This is a genomic window from Mesorhizobium argentiipisi (SeqCode) (assembly GCF_037179585.1).
Lineage (GTDB): Bacteria > Pseudomonadota > Alphaproteobacteria > Rhizobiales > Rhizobiaceae > Mesorhizobium > Mesorhizobium argentiipisi.
In genome coordinates this window covers 1-20,129 of sequence record NZ_JAPYKO010000053.1, presented here as the reverse complement: position 1 = coordinate 20,129, position 20,129 = coordinate 1, and the positions used below count along the sequence as shown (strand labels likewise).

At 60.8% G+C, this 20,129-nt stretch carries 17 protein-coding genes and 1 pseudogene; 11 read left to right on the top strand and 7 right to left on the bottom strand.

Annotation, left to right across the window (positions count from 1 at the left end; translation table 11 throughout):
- Nucleotides 1-223: 223 nt before the first annotated feature.
- From O7A05_RS33095 to O7A05_RS33070, 6 genes are all read left to right on the top strand, one after another.
- A complete protein-coding gene (locus tag O7A05_RS33095) occupies nt 224-850 on the top strand; it encodes a CDGSH iron-sulfur domain-containing protein (protein ID WP_337097569.1) in 627 nt (208 codons plus the stop codon).
- A 53-nt stretch (nt 851-903) separates the two neighbouring features.
- Nucleotides 904-1,206, top strand: coding sequence for a cupredoxin domain-containing protein (locus O7A05_RS33090; protein ID WP_337097568.1), 303 nt, complete (start codon nt 904-906; stop codon nt 1,204-1,206).
- 119 nt (nt 1,207-1,325) lie between these two features.
- Entirely contained in the window at nt 1,326-3,344 is a 2,019-nt protein-coding gene (locus O7A05_RS33085) for a hydantoinase/oxoprolinase family protein (protein WP_337097567.1), read from the top strand.
- Nucleotides 3,345-3,591: 247 nt separating this feature from the next.
- Nucleotides 3,592-5,760, top strand: coding sequence for a malate synthase G (locus O7A05_RS33080; protein ID WP_337097566.1), 2,169 nt, complete (start codon nt 3,592-3,594; stop codon nt 5,758-5,760).
- 123 nt (nt 5,761-5,883) lie between these two features.
- A complete protein-coding gene (locus tag O7A05_RS33075; RefSeq protein ID WP_337097564.1) occupies nt 5,884-6,465 on the top strand; it encodes a DUF308 domain-containing protein in 582 nt (193 codons plus the stop codon).
- Nucleotides 6,466-6,495: 30 nt separating this feature from the next.
- Entirely contained in the window at nt 6,496-7,083 is a 588-nt protein-coding gene (locus O7A05_RS33070; protein ID WP_337097570.1) for a TetR/AcrR family transcriptional regulator, read from the top strand.
- Between the two features lie 29 nt (nt 7,084-7,112).
- Here O7A05_RS33070 and O7A05_RS33065 read toward each other — a convergent pair.
- A pseudogene (locus O7A05_RS33065) lies at nt 7,113-8,012 on the bottom strand (YifB family Mg chelatase-like AAA ATPase); the annotation flags it as partial.
- Nucleotides 8,013-8,057: 45 nt separating this feature from the next.
- On the opposite strand from O7A05_RS33065, the gene O7A05_RS33060 reads away from it, so the two are divergent.
- Entirely contained in the window at nt 8,058-9,809 is a 1,752-nt protein-coding gene (locus tag O7A05_RS33060) for a recombinase family protein (RefSeq protein WP_337097563.1), read from the top strand.
- A 21-nt stretch (nt 9,810-9,830) separates the two neighbouring features.
- Here O7A05_RS33060 and O7A05_RS33055 read toward each other — a convergent pair whose 3' ends face one another.
- Nucleotides 9,831-10,160, bottom strand: coding sequence for a hypothetical protein (locus O7A05_RS33055; RefSeq protein ID WP_337097562.1), 330 nt, complete (start codon nt 10,158-10,160; stop codon nt 9,831-9,833).
- A 270-nt stretch (nt 10,161-10,430) separates the two neighbouring features.
- On the opposite strand from O7A05_RS33055, the gene O7A05_RS33050 reads away from it, so the two are divergent.
- On the top strand, nt 10,431-13,529 hold the full coding sequence (locus O7A05_RS33050; RefSeq protein ID WP_337097561.1) for a plasmid replication protein, CyRepA1 family: 3,099 nt from the start codon (nt 10,431-10,433) through the stop codon (nt 13,527-13,529).
- 98 nt (nt 13,530-13,627) lie between these two features.
- On the opposite strand, the gene O7A05_RS33045 is transcribed toward O7A05_RS33050, so the two are convergent.
- Complete coding sequence (locus O7A05_RS33045; protein WP_337097560.1) at nt 13,628-14,203, bottom strand: recombinase family protein; 576 nt, start codon at nt 14,201-14,203, stop codon at nt 13,628-13,630.
- Between the two features lie 613 nt (nt 14,204-14,816).
- Nucleotides 14,817-14,996 (bottom strand): hypothetical protein, encoded by a 180-nt coding sequence (locus O7A05_RS33040; protein ID WP_337097559.1) that lies wholly within the window; start codon nt 14,994-14,996, stop codon nt 14,817-14,819.
- Nucleotides 14,997-15,130: 134 nt separating this feature from the next.
- Here O7A05_RS33040 and O7A05_RS33035 point away from each other — a divergent pair, with 134 nt between their 5' ends.
- Nucleotides 15,131-15,358 carry a helix-turn-helix domain-containing protein gene (locus O7A05_RS33035; RefSeq protein ID WP_337097558.1) on the top strand — a complete coding sequence of 76 codons (228 nt, stop codon included), beginning with the start codon at nt 15,131-15,133 and terminating at the stop codon, nt 15,356-15,358.
- Between the two features lie 331 nt (nt 15,359-15,689).
- Nucleotides 15,690-16,301 carry a DUF3800 domain-containing protein gene (locus O7A05_RS33030; protein WP_337097556.1) on the top strand — a complete coding sequence of 204 codons (612 nt, stop codon included), beginning with the start codon at nt 15,690-15,692 and terminating at the stop codon, nt 16,299-16,301.
- A 227-nt stretch (nt 16,302-16,528) separates the two neighbouring features.
- Here the strand turns inward: O7A05_RS33030 and O7A05_RS33025 are convergent, their stop codons facing one another.
- On the bottom strand, nt 16,529-17,299 hold the full coding sequence (locus O7A05_RS33025; protein ID WP_337097554.1) for an excalibur calcium-binding domain-containing protein: 771 nt from the start codon (nt 17,297-17,299) through the stop codon (nt 16,529-16,531).
- Between the two features lie 416 nt (nt 17,300-17,715).
- Nucleotides 17,716-17,979, bottom strand: coding sequence for a DUF6894 family protein (locus tag O7A05_RS33020; RefSeq protein ID WP_337097552.1), 264 nt, complete (start codon nt 17,977-17,979; stop codon nt 17,716-17,718).
- A gap of 128 nt (nt 17,980-18,107) precedes the next feature.
- On the opposite strand from O7A05_RS33020, the gene O7A05_RS33015 reads away from it, so the two are divergent.
- A complete protein-coding gene (locus O7A05_RS33015) occupies nt 18,108-18,200 on the top strand; it encodes a putative RiPP precursor (RefSeq protein WP_337097550.1) in 93 nt (30 codons plus the stop codon).
- Nucleotides 18,201-18,923: 723 nt separating this feature from the next.
- Here the strand turns inward: O7A05_RS33015 and O7A05_RS33010 are convergent.
- Nucleotides 18,924-19,559, bottom strand: coding sequence for an outer membrane protein (locus O7A05_RS33010; RefSeq protein WP_337097548.1), 636 nt, complete (start codon nt 19,557-19,559; stop codon nt 18,924-18,926).
- Between the last annotated feature and the right edge of the window lie 570 nt (nt 19,560-20,129).

Below are 20,129 nucleotides of genomic sequence, written 5' to 3'. Positions count from 1 at the left end.
AACTCTTCGCCGCCGAGAAGCTTAACTGTCTCGGCCCAGCCATCATCAACAAGCGATTCGTGTGTCATCCCCAGCGTAGAATCACAACCGATTCCGCGCCGCAATACCCTATCTTAGCGCCTATGCCTCGATGGGGGAGATTCGGCGTCTGTTCTCCCGGCCAGCTTGACGCCCCTCTCGCCCCCGCCCTAGCCTTGCCTCAACCCACCAGGAGGAGAGCCCTATGGCAGGCACGGTCGAAAGCGAAAAGATCGACGTTTCTTTCAGCGGCAAGCGTTGCATCCATTCGCGCAATTGCGTGCTCGGCAACCCGCATGTCTTTGTGCCCAACGCGCCGGGCGAGTGGATCCACCCTGACGCGGCGAGCGTCGAGCGGGTCGTGGCGCTGGCGGAAAACTGTCCGTCGGGCGCCATCACCTACACCCGCAAGGATGGCGCGCCGCAGGAGAGGCCGCCGCTGGTCAACACCGTGCGGCTGCGCGAGAACGGGCCGCTGGCGGTGCATGCCGAGATCGTGCTCGGCGAGGAGACCCTCTTCCGGGCCACGCTCTGCCGCTGCGGTCTGTCGCAGAACAAGCCGTTCTGCGACAACAGCCACATCAAGGCCGGCTTCACCGCCACCGGCGAGCCGCCGCTGAAGGAGGCGCAGGTGCTGGAGGCGCGGGACGGCCCGCTGACGGTCACCCCCACCGTCAACGGCCCGCTCAAGATCGAAGGCAATGCGGAGATCGTCACCGGCACCGGGCATACCATCGCCCGCACCACAAAAGTTTTCCTCTGCCGCTGCGGGCATTCGGCCAACAAGCCGTTTTGTGACGGGAGCCATAAAAGAGTGGGCTTCGTGGCATGACAAATGCTGCGCCGGCGTTAGTTTAAGGTGGGGACTCTCAGGAGGACTCCACCATGCGCACCATGCTCACCCTTGCCTTGCTTGCCTTCGCAATGCCTGCCTTCGCGGCAAACCACGCGGTGCAGATCAAGGACATGAAATTCCACCCGGCCAAGATCAGTGTCGCCGTCGGTGACACCGTGACTTTCACCAACGCCGATTCCAAGACGCACACCGCCACGGCGGATGACGGTTCCTTCGATACCGGCCAACTCGCCAAAGGCAAGCGCGCCAAGGTCAAGATATCGGCCGCCGGCGCGCATCCGTTCCATTGTGCGATCCACAGCTCGATGACGGGCACCGTCACGGCGAAATAGGCGCGGGTAATCTCCCCCCTCGAGGGGGAGATTACCTGGCCTACCTCTCCCGCCTTTATCCGCCGGCCGGTATCGGCTAAGGGCTTCGCAACAAGCCCTCGCCCCGGACTGCCTGCAAAATGACCGCCAAGCCCCACCCCCTCTTCCTCGGCATCGACACCGGCGGCACCTACACCGATGCGGTGCTGTGGTCGGAGGAAGGGCCCAAGGGCAAGGTGCTGGCCAAGGCGAAGGCGCTGACCACGCGCCATGACCTCGCCGTCGGCATTTCCGGCGCGGTCGACGCGGTGCTGGAAAAATCCAAGACCGATCCTGCCTCGATAAAACTGGTTTCGATGTCGACGACCTTGGCCACCAACGCGCTGGTCGAGGGCCAGGGCGGGCGCGTGGCGCTGGTGATGATCGGCTTTTCCGAAGCCGACCTTGCCCGCGATGGGTTGAAGACGGCGCTTGGCACCGACCCGGTGGTGTTCTGCCCCGGCGGCCATGACGTGCACGGCAATGCGGCAAAACTCGACCTTTCCGGCCTCGAGGCGGCGCTGCCGGAGCTTGGGCGTTCGGTGTCGGGCTTTGCCGTCTGCGCCTATTTCGCCACCCGCAACCCGGCGCATGAGCTAAGCGCCCGGAACTTAATTCGCGACATCACAGGCCTGCCGGTCACCGCCAGCCATGAGCTTTCGGCCAAGCTCGGCGGCCCGCGCCGGGCGCTCACCACCTTACTCAACGCAAGGCTGATCTCGATGATCGACCGGCTGGTCGCGGCGACCGAAGGGTTTCTCGCCAAGCGCGGCATCGCAGCGCCGCTGATGGTGGTGCGCGGCGACGGCGCGCTGGTGTCGGCGGCGTTTGCCCGCCAGCGGCCGATCGAGACGATTCTGTCCGGCCCGGCCGCCAGCCTTGTCGGTGCCCGCCACATGACCGGGCTGGACGACGCCATGGTCTCGGATATCGGCGGCACCACCACCGATGTCGCCGTGCTCGATGGTGGCCGGCCGCGCCTCGATCCCGAAGGCGCCACCGTCGGCGGCTTCCGCACCATGGTCGAAGCCGTCGCCATGCGCACCTTCGGCCTTGGCGGCGACTCCGAAGTGACGCTCGAAGACGGCGCCCTCGACCCGAAAATCCTGCTTGGGCCGCGCCGCCTGGTGCCGCTGGCGCTGGCGGGCCTGGTGCATGGCGAGGCCGTGACTGTCGAACTGGAAAGACAACTCCGCGCGCCGAATCCCGGCCGCATGGACGCCCGCTTTGCCCTGCGCACCGGCGTGCCGGACCGGCTCGCCGCCGGTCTCACTGCGCCCGAAGCGAAGCTCTACGAGACGATCGGCGCCACGCCGCTGGCGCTCGACAGGCTGCTCGCTTCGAATGCGCAGAACGCCACGCTGAACCGGCTGGTCGCGCGCGGGCTGGTGCATATCTCAGGCTTCACGCCGTCCGACGCCGCCCATGTGCTCGGCAAGCAGGCCAACTGGGACGCCGCCACGGCCCGGCTCGGGGCCGAGCTGTTCTCCCGCCGCCGCGACGGCCGCGGCCAGACGATCGCGGCGACGCCTGAGGAGATTTCACAGCGCGTGCTCGTCACCCTGACCCGCTGGTCAGCCGAATACATTTTGGAAACCGCCTTCGCCGAGGACGGGCTGGACGGTGCCGCTACCGTTGCGCATGCGCTGGTGCAGCGCGCGGTCGACGCGCATCCCGGCATCGCCCGCTTCACCGTTGCGCTCGACCGCCCGGTCATCGGCCTCGGCGCCTCGGCGCCGCTGCATTATGCCGGCCTGCCGCCGCTGATCGGCAATGGCTGCATCGTGCCGGAAGACACCGATGTCGCCAATGCCCTCGGCGCCGTCGTCGGCCAGGTGCGCGTCTCGGCCGAGGCCCGCGTCAGCCAGCCCAAGGAAGGGCTGTTTAGGCTGGCCTCGGGCCAGACGGTGCGCGATTTCACCGAGGAGGAAAAGGCGATCGAAGCGGCCGAAGCCGATGTGCGCGCGATCGCGGCCAAGCGCGCGCAAGACGCCGGCACCGACAGCGCCGAGATCGAAATCGCCACCGACTTCAAGGTCTCGACCATCGAGGGCCAGCGCATGTTCATCGAGGCGCATGTGGTCGCGGTGGCGTCAGGACGGCCGCGGATTGCGGTGTAGCGTAATCTCCCCCCTTGAGGGGGAGATGTCGCCGAAGGCGACAGAGGGGGTCGCTTCGCGTGAGGCGCCAACATGTTGCGGTGCCGACGATCTACGTGAGACGACCCCCTCTGGCCTGCCGGCCATCTCCCCCTCAAGGGGGGAGATTCGCTCGCCGCCGAGGTCCGCCTTACACCCTAAGCTGAATTGACCCCGTAACCCCAAACATGCCAAACGCCCGGCAAGCCACCTATCTGGAGACGTGCAGATGACCGACCGCATCGAGATCGCCGGGTTGCAGATTGCCCGGGAGCTCCATGACTTCGTCGCCGAGGAGGCCACGCCCGGCACCGGCATCGACCCGGAAAAATTCTGGACCGGCTTTTCGGCGATCGTCCACGACCTCGCGCCGAAGAACCGCGCGCTGCTCGCCAAGCGCGACGCCATGCAGGAAAAGCTCGACTTCTGGTATCGCGAAAATGGCGCGCCGATCGACATGGAGGCCTACAAGAATTTCCTCAAGGAGATCGGCTATCTGGTGCCGGAAGGGCCGGCCTTCAGCGTCAGCACGGAACATGTCGACCCCGAGATCGCCGTCGTTGCCGGGCCGCAGCTCGTCGTGCCGGTGATGAATGCGCGCTATGCGCTCAACGCCGCCAATGCGCGCTGGGGTTCGCTCTATGATGCGCTCTACGGCACCGACGCCATTCCCGAGACCGGCGGCGCCGAGAAGGGCAAGGGTTTCAATCGGGCGCGCGGCGCCAAGGTGATCGCCTGGGCGAGGGATTTCCTCGACCAGTCGGTGCCGCTGACCACAGGCAAATGGGCCGGCGTCAATGGGCTCTCGGTGGCGAATGGCGCGCTTAAAGCGGGCGAAGGCGCTGGCGCCACCACGCTGGCCGACCCAAGGCAGTTCGTTGGCTATCGCGGCGACGCCGCCAATCCGGAAGCCGTGCTGCTTGTGAAGAACGGGTTGCATATCGAGATTACAATCGACCGCGCCAACCAGATCGGCAGGACCGATGCCGCCGGCATTGCCGACGTCATCCTGGAATCGGCACTCACGACCATCCAGGACTGCGAGGATTCGGTCGCCGCCGTGGATGCGCAGGACAAGGTCGTGGTCTATCGCAACTGGCTCGGCCTGATGAAGGGAGATCTGGCGGAAGAGATTACCAAGGGCGGCAAGACCTTTGTCCGCAAGCTCAACCCGGACCGCACCTACAGCTCGCGCGGCGGCGGCACGATCACCTTGCCCGGCCGCTCGCTGATGCTGGTGCGCAATGTCGGCCACCTGATGACCAATGCGGCGATCCTCGACCGCGACGGCAACGAGGTGCCGGAGGGCATCATGGATGCGGCGATCACGGCGCTGATCGCGCTGCACGATGTCGGCCCGAACGGGCGGCGGATGAATTCCCGCGCGGGCTCGATGTATGTGGTGAAGCCGAAGATGCACGGGCCGGAAGAAGTCGCCTTCGCCGTCGAGATCTTCGACCGTGTCGAGGCGCTGCTCGGCATGGCCAGGAACACCATCAAGATGGGCATCATGGACGAGGAGCGGCGCACCACCGTTAACCTCAAGGAAGCGATCCGCGCCGCAAGAGAGCGCGTGGTGTTCATCAACACGGGCTTCCTCGACCGTACCGGCGACGAGATCCACACCTCGATGGAAGCCGGCCCGATGATCCGCAAGGGCGACATGAAGCAGGCCGCCTGGATTTCCGCCTATGAGGCCTGGAATGTCGATACGGGGCTGGAATGCGGGCTCGCCGGCCATGCCCAGATCGGCAAGGGCATGTGGGCGATGCCGGATCTGATGGCGGCGATGCTGGTTGAGAAGATCGCGCACCCTAAGGCCGGTGCCAACACCGCCTGGGTGCCGTCGCCGACGGCCGCCACGCTGCATGCCACGCACTATCACAAGGTCGACGTGCACGCCGTGCAGGCGGCGCTGAAGAGCCGGCCGAAGGCGAAGCTCGACGACATCCTGTCGGTGCCGGTAGCAAGGCGGCCGAACTGGACGCCGGACGAGATCCAGCGCGAGCTCGACAACAATGCGCAGGGCATCCTGGGTTACGTCGTGCGCTGGATCGACCAGGGCGTCGGCTGCTCGAAAGTGCCCGATATCAACGATGTCGGCCTGATGGAAGACCGCGCGACACTGCGCATCTCCTCGCAGCACATCGCCAACTGGCTGCGCCACAAGGTGTGCTCGGAAATCCAGGTCAGGGATTCGCTGCAGCGCATGGCGGCGATCGTCGACCGCCAGAATGTCGGCGACCCGCTCTACCGCCCGATGGCGCCGGACTTCGATAACTCCATCGCCTTCCAGGCAGCCTGCGACCTAGTGTTCAAGGGGACGGTCCAGCCCAACGGCTATACGGAGCCGGTGCTGCATAAGCGGCGGCTGGAGCTGAAGGGGCACGAGCGGTAGCGCGGCGCAAGCGGTCGCCGATCACGTAAACGAGATATCGAAGTGATCGGCGACCGGCCCGCAAGGCATTGATGATTTTCGATCTACCTACTAGTTGGTAGTTAGGTTATGAAAGGAATCGTCATGTCCGAACAAATGAACCGCGCCCAGTCGTCGAGCGACTGGCTCAAAAGCTATTACTATCTGCGGTTTGCCGTATCGGCGGCCTGGGTCGCGGTAGCCTTCACCGCCGCGAAGTCGGTTCCGCCGCTCGCCGCGGTCATGCTGGTCGCTTATCCCCTATGGGACGCGCTCGCCAACTATGTTGACGCGCAGCGTAGCGGCGGCCTCGGCCGCAACCAGTCGCAGTTGCTCAATTTCGTCGTCAGCATCGTCACCGCGATTGCGGTCGCCATCGCGCTTGGCCGCAGCATGAACGCGGTGCTTGCAGTCTATGGTGTCTGGGCGGTCGTCTCCGGCGCGTTTCAGCTCGTCACCGCGCTGCGCCGCTGGAAGACCAATGGCGCCCAGTGGGCGATGATCCTCAGCGGCGCCCAGTCGGCGCTGGCCGGCCTCTTCTTCGTCAAGATGGCGGGCGGCGCTGAGGCCATCGGCATCGCCAATGTCGCGCCCTATGCCGCCTTCGGCGCCTTCTACTTCCTGGTGTCCGCGGTGTGGCTTTCGGTCAGCGATATCCTTCGCAAGTCGCCGCAGGCCGTGCGTTGAGATTTCCTCCGCCGGAGGTTAGGCATGTCTATGGATAAGTCCTCGAACACCGCCGATGACATATTGGCCGCCGCGCGACGCTTCATCGTCGCCGGCGGCTATAATGGGTTCAGCTACGCCGATATCGCCGACGTGGTCGGTCTCCGCAAAGCCAGCATCCATCATCATTTCCCGAGCAAGGTCGACCTGGTGCAAACCCTGGTCAAGCGCTACCTTGAGGATGCCGTGACGGGCATGACGGAGCTCGAGCGCAATGTGCCTGCGCCGCCTCAGTTGCTGCGCACCTATGCCGGCTTCTGGGCGCAGTGCATCGAGGACGCGAGCAGGCCGATCTGCGTCTGCGCGCTGCTTGCCAGCGAGCTTCCGGCCCTTCCGCCTGAGGTGGCCGCGGAGGTCCGGGCCTATTTTCAATTTCTCTCGGGGTGGCTCACCGGCGTCATCGAGCGCGGCGCCGCGCAGGGCACATTGACGATCGCCGCCGCGCCGCGCGTCGAAGCGGAGGCCTTCATGGCGACGGTGCACGGGGCGATGATTTCCGCGCGGGCCTATGGCGATGGATCGAGCTTCGCCATGATCCTGGCACCGACGCTGCAGAAGCTGATCCCGGCGCAAGATTGAAGAGGGATGAAAGCCCGGCAGGCTTGCGGTCACGCCGCCTGCGCCATCCGCTGCGCGCTCATCCGATAGGAAATCGCTTCGGCGAGATGGATGCGGCCGACGGTCTCGCTGGCGTCGAGGTCGGCCAGCGTGCGGGCCACTTTGAGCACGCGGTGATAGGCCCGCGCCGAAAAGCCGAGCTTTTCGCTGGCGTCCTTGAGCAGCGTCAGGCCGGCCGTGTCAGGCTTGGCGATCTCCTCGATGATCGACGGCGGACAGTGCGCGTTGGTGGTGGCGCCGGCGCCGAGCTTCTCCAGCCGCTCGCGCTGCATGGCGCGCGCACGCGCCACGCGCTGCGCCACCGCCGCGCTCGTCTCGGCCTTGTCCGGCCGGATCAAGTCGCTTGCCGACACCGCCGGCACCTCGATCCTGAGGTCGATGCGGTCGAGCAGCGGGCCGGAAATGCGCGCCTGATATTCGGTGCGGCAGCGGTCGCCGCGCAGGCAGCGATAGCCGGGCTCGCCCGACATGCCGCAGCGGCACGGGTTCATCGCCGCCACCAGCTGGATGCGCGCCGGATAGGTGACGCGGTGGTTGGCGCGCGCGATCATGCAGTCGCCGGTTTCCAGCGGCTGGCGCAGCGCATCCAGCGTCTGTGGGGAAAATTCCGGCAGTTCGTCGAGGAACAGCACGCCGTGATGGGCGAGCGAAGCCTCGCCCGGACGCGCGCGCAATCCGCCGCCGACCATCGCCGCCATCGAGGCGGAGTGATGCGGCGCGCGGAAAGGCCGCCGGTCGGTCAGCTTGCCTTCGCCGAGCTCCCCTGCGACGGAGGCGATCATCGAGACTTCCAGGAGCTCCTTGGGCGCCAGCGGCGGCAGGATCGAAGGCAGGCGCTGCGCCAGCATCGACTTGCCCGCGCCCGGCGGGCCGATCATAAGGATATTGTGGGCAATTAATTGACGGTCAGCTCGTCTCCCTGTAGAGCCCTCAAAATGACCAAATCTAAGCCCCAGCCCATCCGGGCGTACTCGTACATCCGCATGTCGACCGACACTCAGCTCCACGGCGATAGCCGCCGGCGGCAGCTGGAGCTGTCCGAGCGGTATGCCGAGAAGCACGGGCTCGAACTCGTCGAGGAGTTCCGGCTTGAGGACATCGGCGTCTCCGCCTTCAGGGGCGCGAACTTGTCGATCGATTCCAGCCTCGGGCGCTTCTTGCAGATAGTCAGGAAGGGTGAGGTGCCTGCCGGCTCCTACCTGCTTCTCGAATCGCTCGATCGTCTGAGCCGACAGGACGTATTCACGTCGCTCTCGCTCTTCACAGATATCATTAAGGCCGGGATCAAGATCGTTACGCTTGCCGACGACCAGGTCTACACATCGGAGAAGACGGACTTTAGCCAACTGGTCGTGTCGCTGGCGATTATGAGCCGAGCCCACGAGGAATCTCAGACCAAGAGCCGTCGGCTTGCCGAGGCCTGGACGAACAAGCGTCGCACCGTGAACGACAGCAAGCTGACGGCCATCTCGCCGTCGTGGCTCGACCTGTCGGCGGACAGGAAGTCTTTCGTCCTCAACGAAGAGCGGACCGTCATCGTCAGATCCATGTTCCAAGACGCAGCAGCGGGCCTCGGCTCCTTTTCGATCGCCAGGCGGTTGAACCAGGCGGGCGTTCCGCCTTTCGGTCGGTCGAGGGGCTGGCAGATGTCGTATGTCAGCAAGATCCTCACCAACCGCGCTGTTATCGGAGAGTACCAGCCGCACACGAAGAGCGGCGGCCGCCGGGTGCCGATTGGCGAGCCAATAAAGGACTATTTCCCTGCCGTCGTGGACGAACAACTCTTCCTGAGGGTGCAGGCCGCTCGCGCGCAGCGGAGGGTGGGCGGTGCCGGGCGCAAGGGCAAGTTCGTGAGCAACCTGTTCTCAGGGTTGGCAAGGTGTGCGTACTGCGGTTCCCGCATGCATTTCGTCAACAAAGGCTTGTCGCCCAAGAGCGGCGGCACGTATCTGATGTGCGACAGCGCTCAGCGCAAGCTCGGCTGCGTCACCAACGCCTGGAGGTACGGGGACTTCGAGGCGTCGTTCCTGACGTTCGTCGAGGAGATCGACCTTCAGCCCCTCATGCACGGTGACGCCGATACGGCCAACCGAGCCAGGTTGGATCAAGCTATCCAGGTGCTGGAGGGTCGGCTGGCTCGGCTGGAGGAGGAGCGCGGTCGGACATTCCGGCTGCTGATGGATCAGGACACGACTTCTGACTTCATCAAGAAGGAGTTCGCCAGGTACCAACGTGAGATCGAGGCCGCGTCGGCTGAGCGTGCCTCGCTGGTGGCGGAGCGTCGCCTTTTCGAGTCGAACGTCGCTCGCTTCCATGAGAGCGGCAACGAGATCCAAGATTTGGTTGCTCAGCTTCGGTCTTCTGCCGAAGACGACACTTATCGACTTCGCGCCAAGGTGGCCGCCCGACTGAAGGCGCTCGTCGATCACGTAAACGTAGCTGCACTGGGGATACGGGCGACCGAGCCGGACAACCTGATGTTGTTCCCAACTGGGGGGCAAGGCGACTTCCAAAGGGCCAAGATCGGTGGCTCCTCGCCGCGCCAGTTCGAGGTCATGTTTCGGGATGGTATGCAGCGGGTTGTTCAGCCTGACAAGACCGACCCCGCCGCTGGTTCAAGCCAGCTCTATCGATGGCTTGAACCCCGGTCTGAGAGCCGGCTCGCTGCACCACCGGCGGACAGATAAAGTCTTGGCGGCTTAGCTGCGTTACCGAATGCCAGGCTTGCTGATCTCGCGCTGATACTCCGCGTGAAGATACCAAAAGTCGGCATAGAGACGGTGCAGCCGCCGGTCTTTGACGCTTGCCTTGAAGTTGTCGTAGTCGATCCCTGCAACTCGATCGGCCAGAATCTCGGCAAACTCGGTCTTGTGGATGAAGAGCCGGCAGGCGTAGTCGGCATCTGGCGAGATCACCACTTCGTAGTCGGGAAAGATATCCCCCAAATGCCTTTTGTTCCGAGCTCTGACCACCAGGGTCCGAGGGCGCTCTCGGTCCTGAACCGCTGAAACAAAACCATCGTTGAAGCAGACCCACATTCATTTTTCTCCGTTGAAGGCGTCCCCCTACAGCCTGCGCATCAGAAATGACATGCCTCCCAAGCGGTGGTCGACATACGGCTATAATACTTCGAACAGGATACAAGCTCTTGGTCAAATCAGCAAGTCGGCATGGATGTAAGTAAAGGAGCTAGGCGACGCACCTCGTTTCATGGTAACAGACAAAAATCTTGCTTCCGATATGTTAACCTTTATCATAATCCGGAAAGGCATATTTCGAATAACATTCTGAGCGCGACCGACTTTATCATGACGAAAAAATCACTATTGACGAATATTTTTTCATCCATACCTGACCGGCGTCAAACCCCTGACAGGTTTCCAATGGCAAACGAACCCGACGTACCAGAACGCCCTCACGCGCCGACCGAACAAGCCTCCGATCTGGTCACCCCCATTCTTGAGCCTAGCTTCGAAGCCAGGCGCCTCAAGGTCGCCATCAACCCCGACTTGATCGACAAGAACGTTAGGGGCAATGAGCTGCTGTTTGCCCTTGGGTGGAATGACGTTGAACTCACCGTCTCGGAGTTCGTCGCACAGATTTCGGCAGGCGTAGCCTATTGCTCTCAATTGAATGGACGCCGCCGGAAATCGGAGAACTTCCATGCTGCCGACGTTGTCTCGGTTGACGTCGACCATGGGATGACTGTCGAGCAAGCGCTGGAATTGCCCTTGGTGCGTGACCATGCTGCTTTTGTTTATACGACCCCAAGCCATCGCCCTGACGCGCATCGTTTCCGTGTCGTGTTCATCTTGCCGAGAACGGTTGTGGACGCCGAAGAGTTGCGAGCAGTAACCCGCTCACTCGCCCTGCGGATCGGCGGCGACTTGTCAGCAACAGACCCGTGCCGCCTCTACTTTGGCAACCGGGGCGCCATCGTCCATCCTATTGGCAAAGTTATCAGCGCCGAAGTCGTCGACGAACTGAAAAGGCAAAACGCGAGCCGCCCGGCTGGCGCGGAAACGGGGGTTAGCTACCGCTCGCAGCTCGCCGTTTCGCCCCATGCCATCATTCGAATCGAGGATGGAAGGACCATTCCGTTTTCCCATCTCACGCGGGGCACTCGGGTATACTGCCCATTCCACAACGACACGAACCCTAGCGCGTTCGTCGTGAGCAGCGGTCGAGCACAACTGGGAATCCATTGCAGCACCTGCAATTTGACTTACTGGCCTTCCGACGCCGAGGAGTTCGACTTTACGGATTTTGAGACTATGGCCAAAGCTGCAGCGAACGGGGAAACCGCATCGCCGTTCCAGAACACCCTGGTGACGATCGGGACAACAGTTACGACCCCGGATCGTCTCGCCAATCCGATGACCTACGTCAAAGCTCCAAAGGGCCAAGGCAAGACCACTGGATTGGTAAGGTTGACGGGTGGATGGCGCGACAAAGTTCTGCTTGTCGGACATCGGAGACTGCTTAGCCGGCAGAGCGCCAGTCGGCTCGGCCTGACAACGTACCTTGACTGCAACCGGAACTGGAAGGGGGACGACGACTGGCGCCTCGACCGCTTCGCGGTAAGTGTCGATAAGATCAAAATGGTGCCGTCGAACAGAAAATACAAAATCGTGATCATCGACGAAAGCGAGCAGGTGCTGGCCCATTTCCTTTCCGACACAATCAGTGCTGATGCCGGTCGAAATCGAGAAGAGCTATTTGTCCACTTCGGCAACCTACTTCGGCGGGCCGAGCATGTCATCGCACTTGACGCTGATTTGGGCTGGCTGACCTTCTTCACGTTGACGCAGGCGAAATTTGGGGTCGATGGCCGTGATCCCTGGGCGCCCGTCCCGGCATTTGACGAATTTAGAGACGCGCCGCCAGAAAACACCCTTGAACAGTTTTTCGTTGGAGCCGTACGCCCGGCTGCCGACTACCAAAGTCGAGTTATCATCAACGAGACGCGACCCGGCGAAGGGAAGGTATTGGAGTTGTATGATTCGGACAGACACCTTGTCGGCGATTTGAAAAACGCACTCAATGACAAAAAGAAGACTGTTGTCGTTTCGAATTCCAAAAGGACAATAGAGGCCTTGGAGAAGGCAATTACGGAAGAGTTTAAAGGCATCAGGACTTTGTTAGTCACCTCTGCCACGAGCAGTAAGAAAGAAGTTAAGGAGTTTATCGAGAATCCGGTTAGCGAGTTCGACAAGTACGACGTGATATTAGCGTCACCGACCATGGGAACGGGCGTCGATATCACCTTTGCCAACAATGAGGAAAAGGTGGATGTCGTCTTTGGACTTTGCCACCCTAACGTCAACAGCCATCTCGATTTTGATCAGCAACTTAGCCGCGTTAGACATCCTCGCCTTGTCAAAGTATGGATATCCCGGCAGAGATATTCTTACGAAACGAGCCTAGATGTAATCAAAGAAGGGATTCTTACTGGAGGACAATACGGCGCCCGATTAGTTGGGCATGAGACGGACGGAGCACCGATATATCGGCGAGACCTTCTCTTGGAGATGGCCGCGTTGAGCGTAAGTCAGAGGCGGGCGTCGATGAACAAGCTGAGGGCAAACTTCATTCGCCACAAGCAAGATCAGGGGTTTCGCATTCTTCACGTTGTGAAGGATGATGGCCAGGCTGCGATAGGGAAGTCGGTCCAGGAGACCGGGATTGCTCTTCTTGACGCTGAATTTGCGGAGCAGGTCGCGGCTGCTCCTGCCGTTAACAGACGGGAATTCGATCGCCTTATCCAAGCTATGAAGCTGGGGGAATCGATCAGCCGAGAGGAAGGCTGGTCGCTTGAGAGGACAAGGCTCGAGCTTTTCTACAGACAGGCGGTGACTGAAGAGCTGATTGCTTCAGATGACCGGGGCAGAACACGAGAAAGAATGCGGCTATATGAGAAATTGATGTCGGAGTCGACCTTGCGGCCGCCTGTCCCGCATCCACCGCTTGGCGAGCGGGACAGGTTTCTGCCAGAACCACGGAGGAAGCCTATTGCCTTGGCGGAGCTTCTCAGCTCAACCCCGATTTTCGGCGATGATGGATTTCGACTAGATGTAGAAGTCCGAAAGGCTGATCTTGTTGACTTTGCCGGATTGGCCATTCGCCAAAAGGCGATCTTTGAAATGCAACTAGGAGTAGAAATCCGTACCGACGTTGACAAGAATCCAATTCAGCAACTCAATCACGTTTTGGCGTTGGTGGGCCAAGAGTTGGCGCCGTCCAGAACAGAGAAGCGAGATGGCCAGAAGATTCGGTACTACTCCCTCAACCCGGAGCTATTGAGCCGGGCGATATCCTTGGTCGAGCGTCGCGACAGGATCAGGGCTTGGGATGAACTCTACCGGATTCACGGTTGGGGACATTTTATAGACGATCTTGACGACTAGGTTGCCAGCCAGGACGAGCACGGCGGGCAACGCACCCCTGCGGCTTTGGGGACACGCCCGGGACTAACAGGGTAGGGGACACCGGGAGTCGTTGTCTTCTATATAGTTCCGGGCGCTGTCCCCGTGTGCGGGTTCTTAAGGGCTCGGACGACTGACGCCTTCCCTATTCCTAAGACGCCGGCGATAGAAGCCATCGAATGGCCTTGTGCGCGCAGTGCAAGAATTTCGGCCGTTTTCGCCCTGGCTGTTGGCGACCGGCCTTTATAGCGACCTTCGAGCTTGGCCTTTTGGATCCCTTCCCTTTGACGTTCAAGCATCATTTCTCGTTCGAACTCGGCGACACCGCCTAGGATGTTAAGCATCAGCTTTCCAGTTGGAGTGCTGGTGTCGATGCCCATATTTTCGATCCTAACTGCGACTGATTTCCCACGGAGCCGATCGAGAACTTCCCACATGTGTTTCACGGACCGAGCGAGACGATCCAACTTCATTACGACAACTGTGTCGCCTTCCCGAGCGTATTCGATTGCTGCGTCCAGGGCCGGCCGTTCGCTAAGCGCCGATGCATGCTCTTCAAAGATTCTTTCGCAACCCAGTCCTTTAAGATCTCTAACCTGGGCGGCTAGCCCGGCGTTCTGTTCGTAAGTAGAGGTGCGTGCATAGCCGATCAGCATCGATCTCTCCGGTCCAATAGGGCGGTGGCTGTACACTGATCCGGTCCAAAGTACATGCCGATTTTGTGGACCAGGCCTGACCTCAGTTCCGGACCGGTCCACTGGACCAAGGCCCAACGGACCACGCGCTTGGCAGGCCCGTTCCCGGCAGGAGGTGGTGCTGATGATAAGCCGCCGCTTGTCGCCGCTGAAAAGGTTTTGTTTAGGGGCGACGGATTACCGATATCGCGTCTGGCTTAATCGTGGCGTCGAACTTCTGAGACGGGCCGTCCGTCCTTTGAGGCCTATCTTCCCTCGCAACCGACCTCAAGACGGCAAGCCCGCCCCAAAACAGGAGGCCGATGACCACCAAGGCCAAGAACCCCGCGATCGTCGGGCGTCCATGGTTGCTTTTTCCGAAATCACCCGTTGATAGGACTTGGTGTGGCGGAAGGGTGAGCTGAGAGGGTGTGCTGCCAAGCGGCGGTCGCGACGGGGGTGGGTTCAACGGTTTGGGGCCGAAATAGGTGCGAAGGACCCCTCCGCGATCACGATAGAAACCGTTCCTTACGACCTTTCCGTCGTCAGAAATGAAGGTGTTTTGATCGATCCAATCGCCCATAGGAGGTCACTTTCAATCCGACGACGTTTCGCTGAAATCAAGGTCACCTTCACCCCAAGACATATGGCGTCGACGATGAACGCCCTTGCTTACCAATCGTGCGATCTCTTCCAAATACTGTCGTCGATCACTGTCTGCAGTCAGCAGTTCTGCTTCGATCCAGCGGGCCAGTTCTTCTCTGCTTTTTGTCATAATTGCCACCACCCTCCGAGTTCGATCCCGGCAATGCGTTTGTCTTGGCCAACCCGATCCAGTTCCGCCCCAGACGTCCATTTACATATTATAGTTGATAAACTCACACTCCGAAACCGTCGATTGATTGGCGCATGGATATGCGCAAACTGGTCGGCAGGAACTTCGCGCGGCTGCGCGCAGCCGCCGGTTTGACGCAGGAGCAGGTCGCCGATCGAGCCGATATCAGCCAGCAGTACATCAGCGGCTTGGAACGCGGGCAGCGAAACCCGAGTGTCGAGACACTATACAAAGTCGCCCAGGCCCTGGGTGTTAGCCACGTCGACCTAGTAAATCCGGACGATGAATCGGGCGGTCGGTAGACGCTTCAAGGATGGCTCGGCAACTAAGCCTAGCCATGGGCGCGCGCGCCGCCCCCTGCGAAAGCAGAGGTCACAAGTTCGAATCTCGTCGGTGTGCCAATGAAATCAACCAGTTGCTGACGTTAGAGGTTAAATTGGCGATCGTCCCACATAGCCGTCCCACAGAACCAGCAAGAAACCAGGGTTACCCGACGGGACAGCCTATCGGCAATCCCGAGCGGCATGAGACGGTCCGACGGGGCAATGTTGGGCGGTCGTGTCCCAGTTTTGGTTGGTGGGAAAACGGGTTTTTTGCTTGATTGGGCAAAATCTGTTCGCTCATCTACGGCCCATGTTGGTCTTCGTTGATGAGTCGGGAGATCCCGGCTTCAAGGTTTCGAAGGGGTCCTCGCCTGCCTTTGTGGTGGCTATGGTAGCATTCAGTCAACGGGCTGTGGCGTTGGAAGTACAAGCTGCCATTGAAGCAGCCGCGAAGCAGCATAAGGTCTTTCCGGAGTTTAAATTCAGCAAAAGCCGCCCGGAAATCAGAGATGCGTTCTTCGACGCCATGTCACCGTTTGATTTCTGCGTCAGAGCTATTGTGGTCCAGAAGGACCGCATCCAGAGCGGGTATCTCCGGTCAAACAAGGAGGCGTTTTATAGCTTCTTCGTCAAATCAATGCTCAAGTTTGACAACGGCCTATTGAAGGACGCCAAAATAGTCATCGATGGCTCTGGCGAACGCCTGTTCAAACAGGAGCTCTCTGGTTATCTGCGACGGCATACCGAAAGAGGGGCGATCAACTCGGTGCGGTTTTCCGATTCAAGGAGCGATCGTCTTGTCCAACTCGCTGACATGTGCACCGGTGCCATCGCGCGTTCCTACCGAAATAACCGCGACGATGCGGGACGGTGGCGCCAAATGCTAAAGGGGAAAATCGAAGATGTTTGGGATTTTAGGTGAGGGGTTGCGCCCTGCCTGCCTATCTTGACGATCGTCAAGCACGCACACCATCCGGTGACAATTCGGCCAGGCAGGGCGACTTTTCGCCTCCTAATGTCGGTGAGTTCGCGTTAATGTCAAGTTAAGATTTGACCGATTCAGCTCTTGCGGACTCACTTTTTGTGTCGTGTCAAGCGGCAATCTAGATATTGTGCCTTCCGATTCTTGGGTGCAATAGCTGCATAGTTTCAGCAAAGCGTCTCGCACGCCACACCGTCGCTGTCTCGATCCAGCTTGCCGCCCCATGAGCAGTTCTGCAGATACCATTGGGCCTCGTCGCAGGAACTGATCTGCTTGCACGTCCGCCGCGGCTCGCATGAATAGCCGCTCTGCGCGACCAGCTTGCGGCTGATGATGCCGAGCGGCCGGCTCGCCGGCGCCGCGCCGTCGGCATGAGACGCGCGCCAATCCCATGGCGCCTCAAATTTCCCGACCCATAGACCGACCTTCGCCGCTTCCGCTTTCGCCTGCTGCGCCGCATAGGCACCGTTGCTGTATCGCGGCCAATCGAGTGCCTGGCCATGCTCGACCATCCACGCCGCCACGCTGGCGCCGTCGGCGCGCCGGCGGTCGCCGACGAAGCGATGATAGCGATCCCAGGTCACGAAGGTGCATTGCACCGGCCTCGAGGCGGCCAGGAAACTATCCAGCGCTTCAGCCGATCGCCGGCCGCATGGATATTCGACCCCCCTGGCGTCGTCGCAGTATTGCCTGCTCTCCGGCGCGTCGATGCCGTTGAAGCGGATCCGCTGCCCGTGAACTTCGATCGTGTCCCCGTCGATGATGGATGCGACGCCGCTGATCGGCTCCGGGTGCTTCGGCGCGATCAAGCTCTGCAGACTGAACTCGTGCAGGCTGTCGGCGTGCTGCGTGGCCATCAGAGCAGCCAGCGCGCCGGCCGCGGCGACAGTGACGAAGATCAGCCGTCTCGGCACGCTTGCCCATCGCAGAACACGCAAGCGTCGTGCTCGGGCACGCTTGCGCCACTGGTCAGACCGATTGTCGTGACGAGACCTGTCCAAGCCCTCTCTCCCCGCCGTGAGAATGCGCCGACCGCATCTTTGTGTCCAGATCACGGACGCTTGAGCCGCCGGGCGAGGCCCCGACCCACAACCTCGAAACCCGGCGAGCTACCGGCCCGGGAGAGGGTACCGGCACCTTGTCCGGTGCAAGGTCGATGCCAGCACTCTGGTCCCGAACTGAGACATGTCAAACGGGGTCGGAACTGGACAAGCGATCACGCTGATGCCCGGCCCTTAACATTTGTAAAAGCACCCGCGGCCCAATGCGCGCATGGTAGAACTTCGTCCCCTTGGCGGGGTCGAAGACCATAGCCAACCATTCACCCGCTGGCTTCGGCCGGCGGGTTTTTTGTTTAGCGTTGGCGGGGGATGTAAAGTGCCTCTCCCGATGGCACCTTTGCGGCAAATTGGAGAGTAAACAAGAGCCGGTCCTGGTCATCTGTCACGTTCATGATCCAGGGCGTCCTGTGCTCCCAGAACGACTGCTTGCTGTCGTTGATCGTCTCGCCAGCCGCGCGCACGGCTTCCAGTCGCGCGGCATCTAAGTCCGGGAGATCGGAGCCTTCATGGTCAGGATTGAATGTTCCGTTGTCGACGTGGAAATAATAGATGGGCATGCTGCTCTGCCTTGTTGAACAGCATACAAACTCTCCGCGGACGACTTTGTTGCTCGCCCCCAGCTGCTTGACAACCGTTGGTAGCACAGGCAGTTTCACGGCGTTTGATCCACCTAGGGGGTGTTTTTATGAAGAAGACCTACGAGAAGCCTGTCCTTGTCCGCAAGGCAAAGCTTTCGGCCATCGTCGCCGGGCCATCGGCCCCGCCGCCGGTCCTCTGACTAAGCTTATTCCGATTGAACATGAAGGCCCGTCGGCTTCGGCCGGCGGGTTTTTTGTTGTCTCGACAAGCGGGGACGTAGGCGGCGCCGGTCGGTTCCTGGATTAAAATGTTCCGTAGAGCCCGCCGGCATGAATGGTTATTCGCCCCCCGTCGGTGCGGGGTCTCTTTTGAGCTGTTAACCGTCCCGCGGCTTCGAGGGAACCGCCCGCCACTAACATTTGTTATAGGCGGAATGCAGAAACCAGAAGCCGCATCCGACACGATTCCGGTCAATATTCTGCTTGCCGCCGCCATCCGGCTGCAGGTCGCGATCGATAAACGCCAAGCGGAACAGAAGCGAGGCGCCGAAAATAGGTGCGCCTGACGGGCTTCGGAACCTAAGCCGCGGAAAGGCATTGCCTTTCCATGTTTAGTGACAAAGAAACCGTGATCGTCGAAGCTTGTTTGCTGGTGGCCGTGCCGGTGTCGATCGGCATGGCCGTGCTGTCGGCTGTCCTGTTCCACTGATGAGCACCCGCGGGATCAACTTCGTTGACACGTGGATGGCGGCGCATGCACCGGCCGAGGAAGCAACCGATAACCCTATCGCGGTAAGTGACCTGGCTGACCAGAGCCCTAGTCAAGCGCGCGCTAAAGTATGCCGCTCGCTGCTTGAGATTACCGCGCAGACAAAAAGCCCCGGACAAATCTGCCGGGGCTTTATGTTAGGTCCGCCGATAAATCAGAACTTGTAGTTCAGACCGACGCGAACGGTGTGGAAGGGGACTTTGACGTCAGCACCGAGGGTGTCGAACGTTGCTTTACCCAGGTCGGTGTAAAGATACTCGGACTTGAACGACCAATTGTTGGTGATGGCGTATTCAGCGCCCGCACCAACGGTCCAGCCGACCCTGGTCTTGGAAAAGTCGGCCCCGGGGACAGAGACCTTTTCGTGACCGTAGGCCAAGCCGCCAGTGCCATAGACCAGGAAGCGATCGACGGGCGTATAGCCAATGCGAGCACGCAGCGTGCCGAACCAGTCAACCTTTGTCTCGAGACCGGGACCGCCGAACGATAGCTCGCCCTTAATGTTGGCAGCCTGGATATCGGCTTCCACGCCGTAGACGAATTGGCCAACCTGCCAGTTGTAACCGGCCTGAATGCCGCCCAGGAAGCCACTCGAGCTGAGGTCGAAACCACCAGGGCCGCCGCCGGCAGGATCAAGACTGAACGTGCCGAAACCGCCGCCAGCGTTCACGCCGATATATGCGCCGGTCCAGTCATAAGAAGCAGCAACCGGTGCCTCCTGCAATACGTCAGCCGCATAGGCGGTGCTGGTGGCTAGGACGAGAGCGGTAGCAAGAAGAATCTGTTTCACGGAATAGCCCCTTTGTTGCCTGCTCAGGTCGAATGTACGCCATGAGGCGTCTTCACCTGGGTGCAGACAGCGTTGCTACCGAACTCCATCGATTGTCAACGCCGACAAGTTCGAAGCCGTGGATATTGTTCGGGAGATGCGTGGAAGCCACACTTTCAAGCACGGTTTCGAAAGCGCAGCACAAAATCGCAAATGCCTTCACCCTGGGACGGTACTAAGACGACCTCCGTGCAAGGAATGCACATAAGTCCACATCCATGGCGGGCGCCGGAAACCGCCTGATCGCTCGGCGGAGGGGAATAGACAGAAAAAGCGAGTAGCCAAGTCTCGCAATCCTGCCGCGCTCTAAATCCGTGCATCCGCTCAGACCGGGGAACCATAGCCCGCATCGCTCCCCTCGGTGCGGGCTCTTCTATTGCCGCCGTTGAAATTCCGCCGTCAGCTGTGAATCGGCGTGCAAAATTGACCCCATAAGCCGGGGAATCGGCGTCCAATTTTGACCCCCCTGATGCTTTGATTTGCGACCATCGGCTCGTCGTAGCGAGCGGATGGTGTGGGGGATGAAGTCGG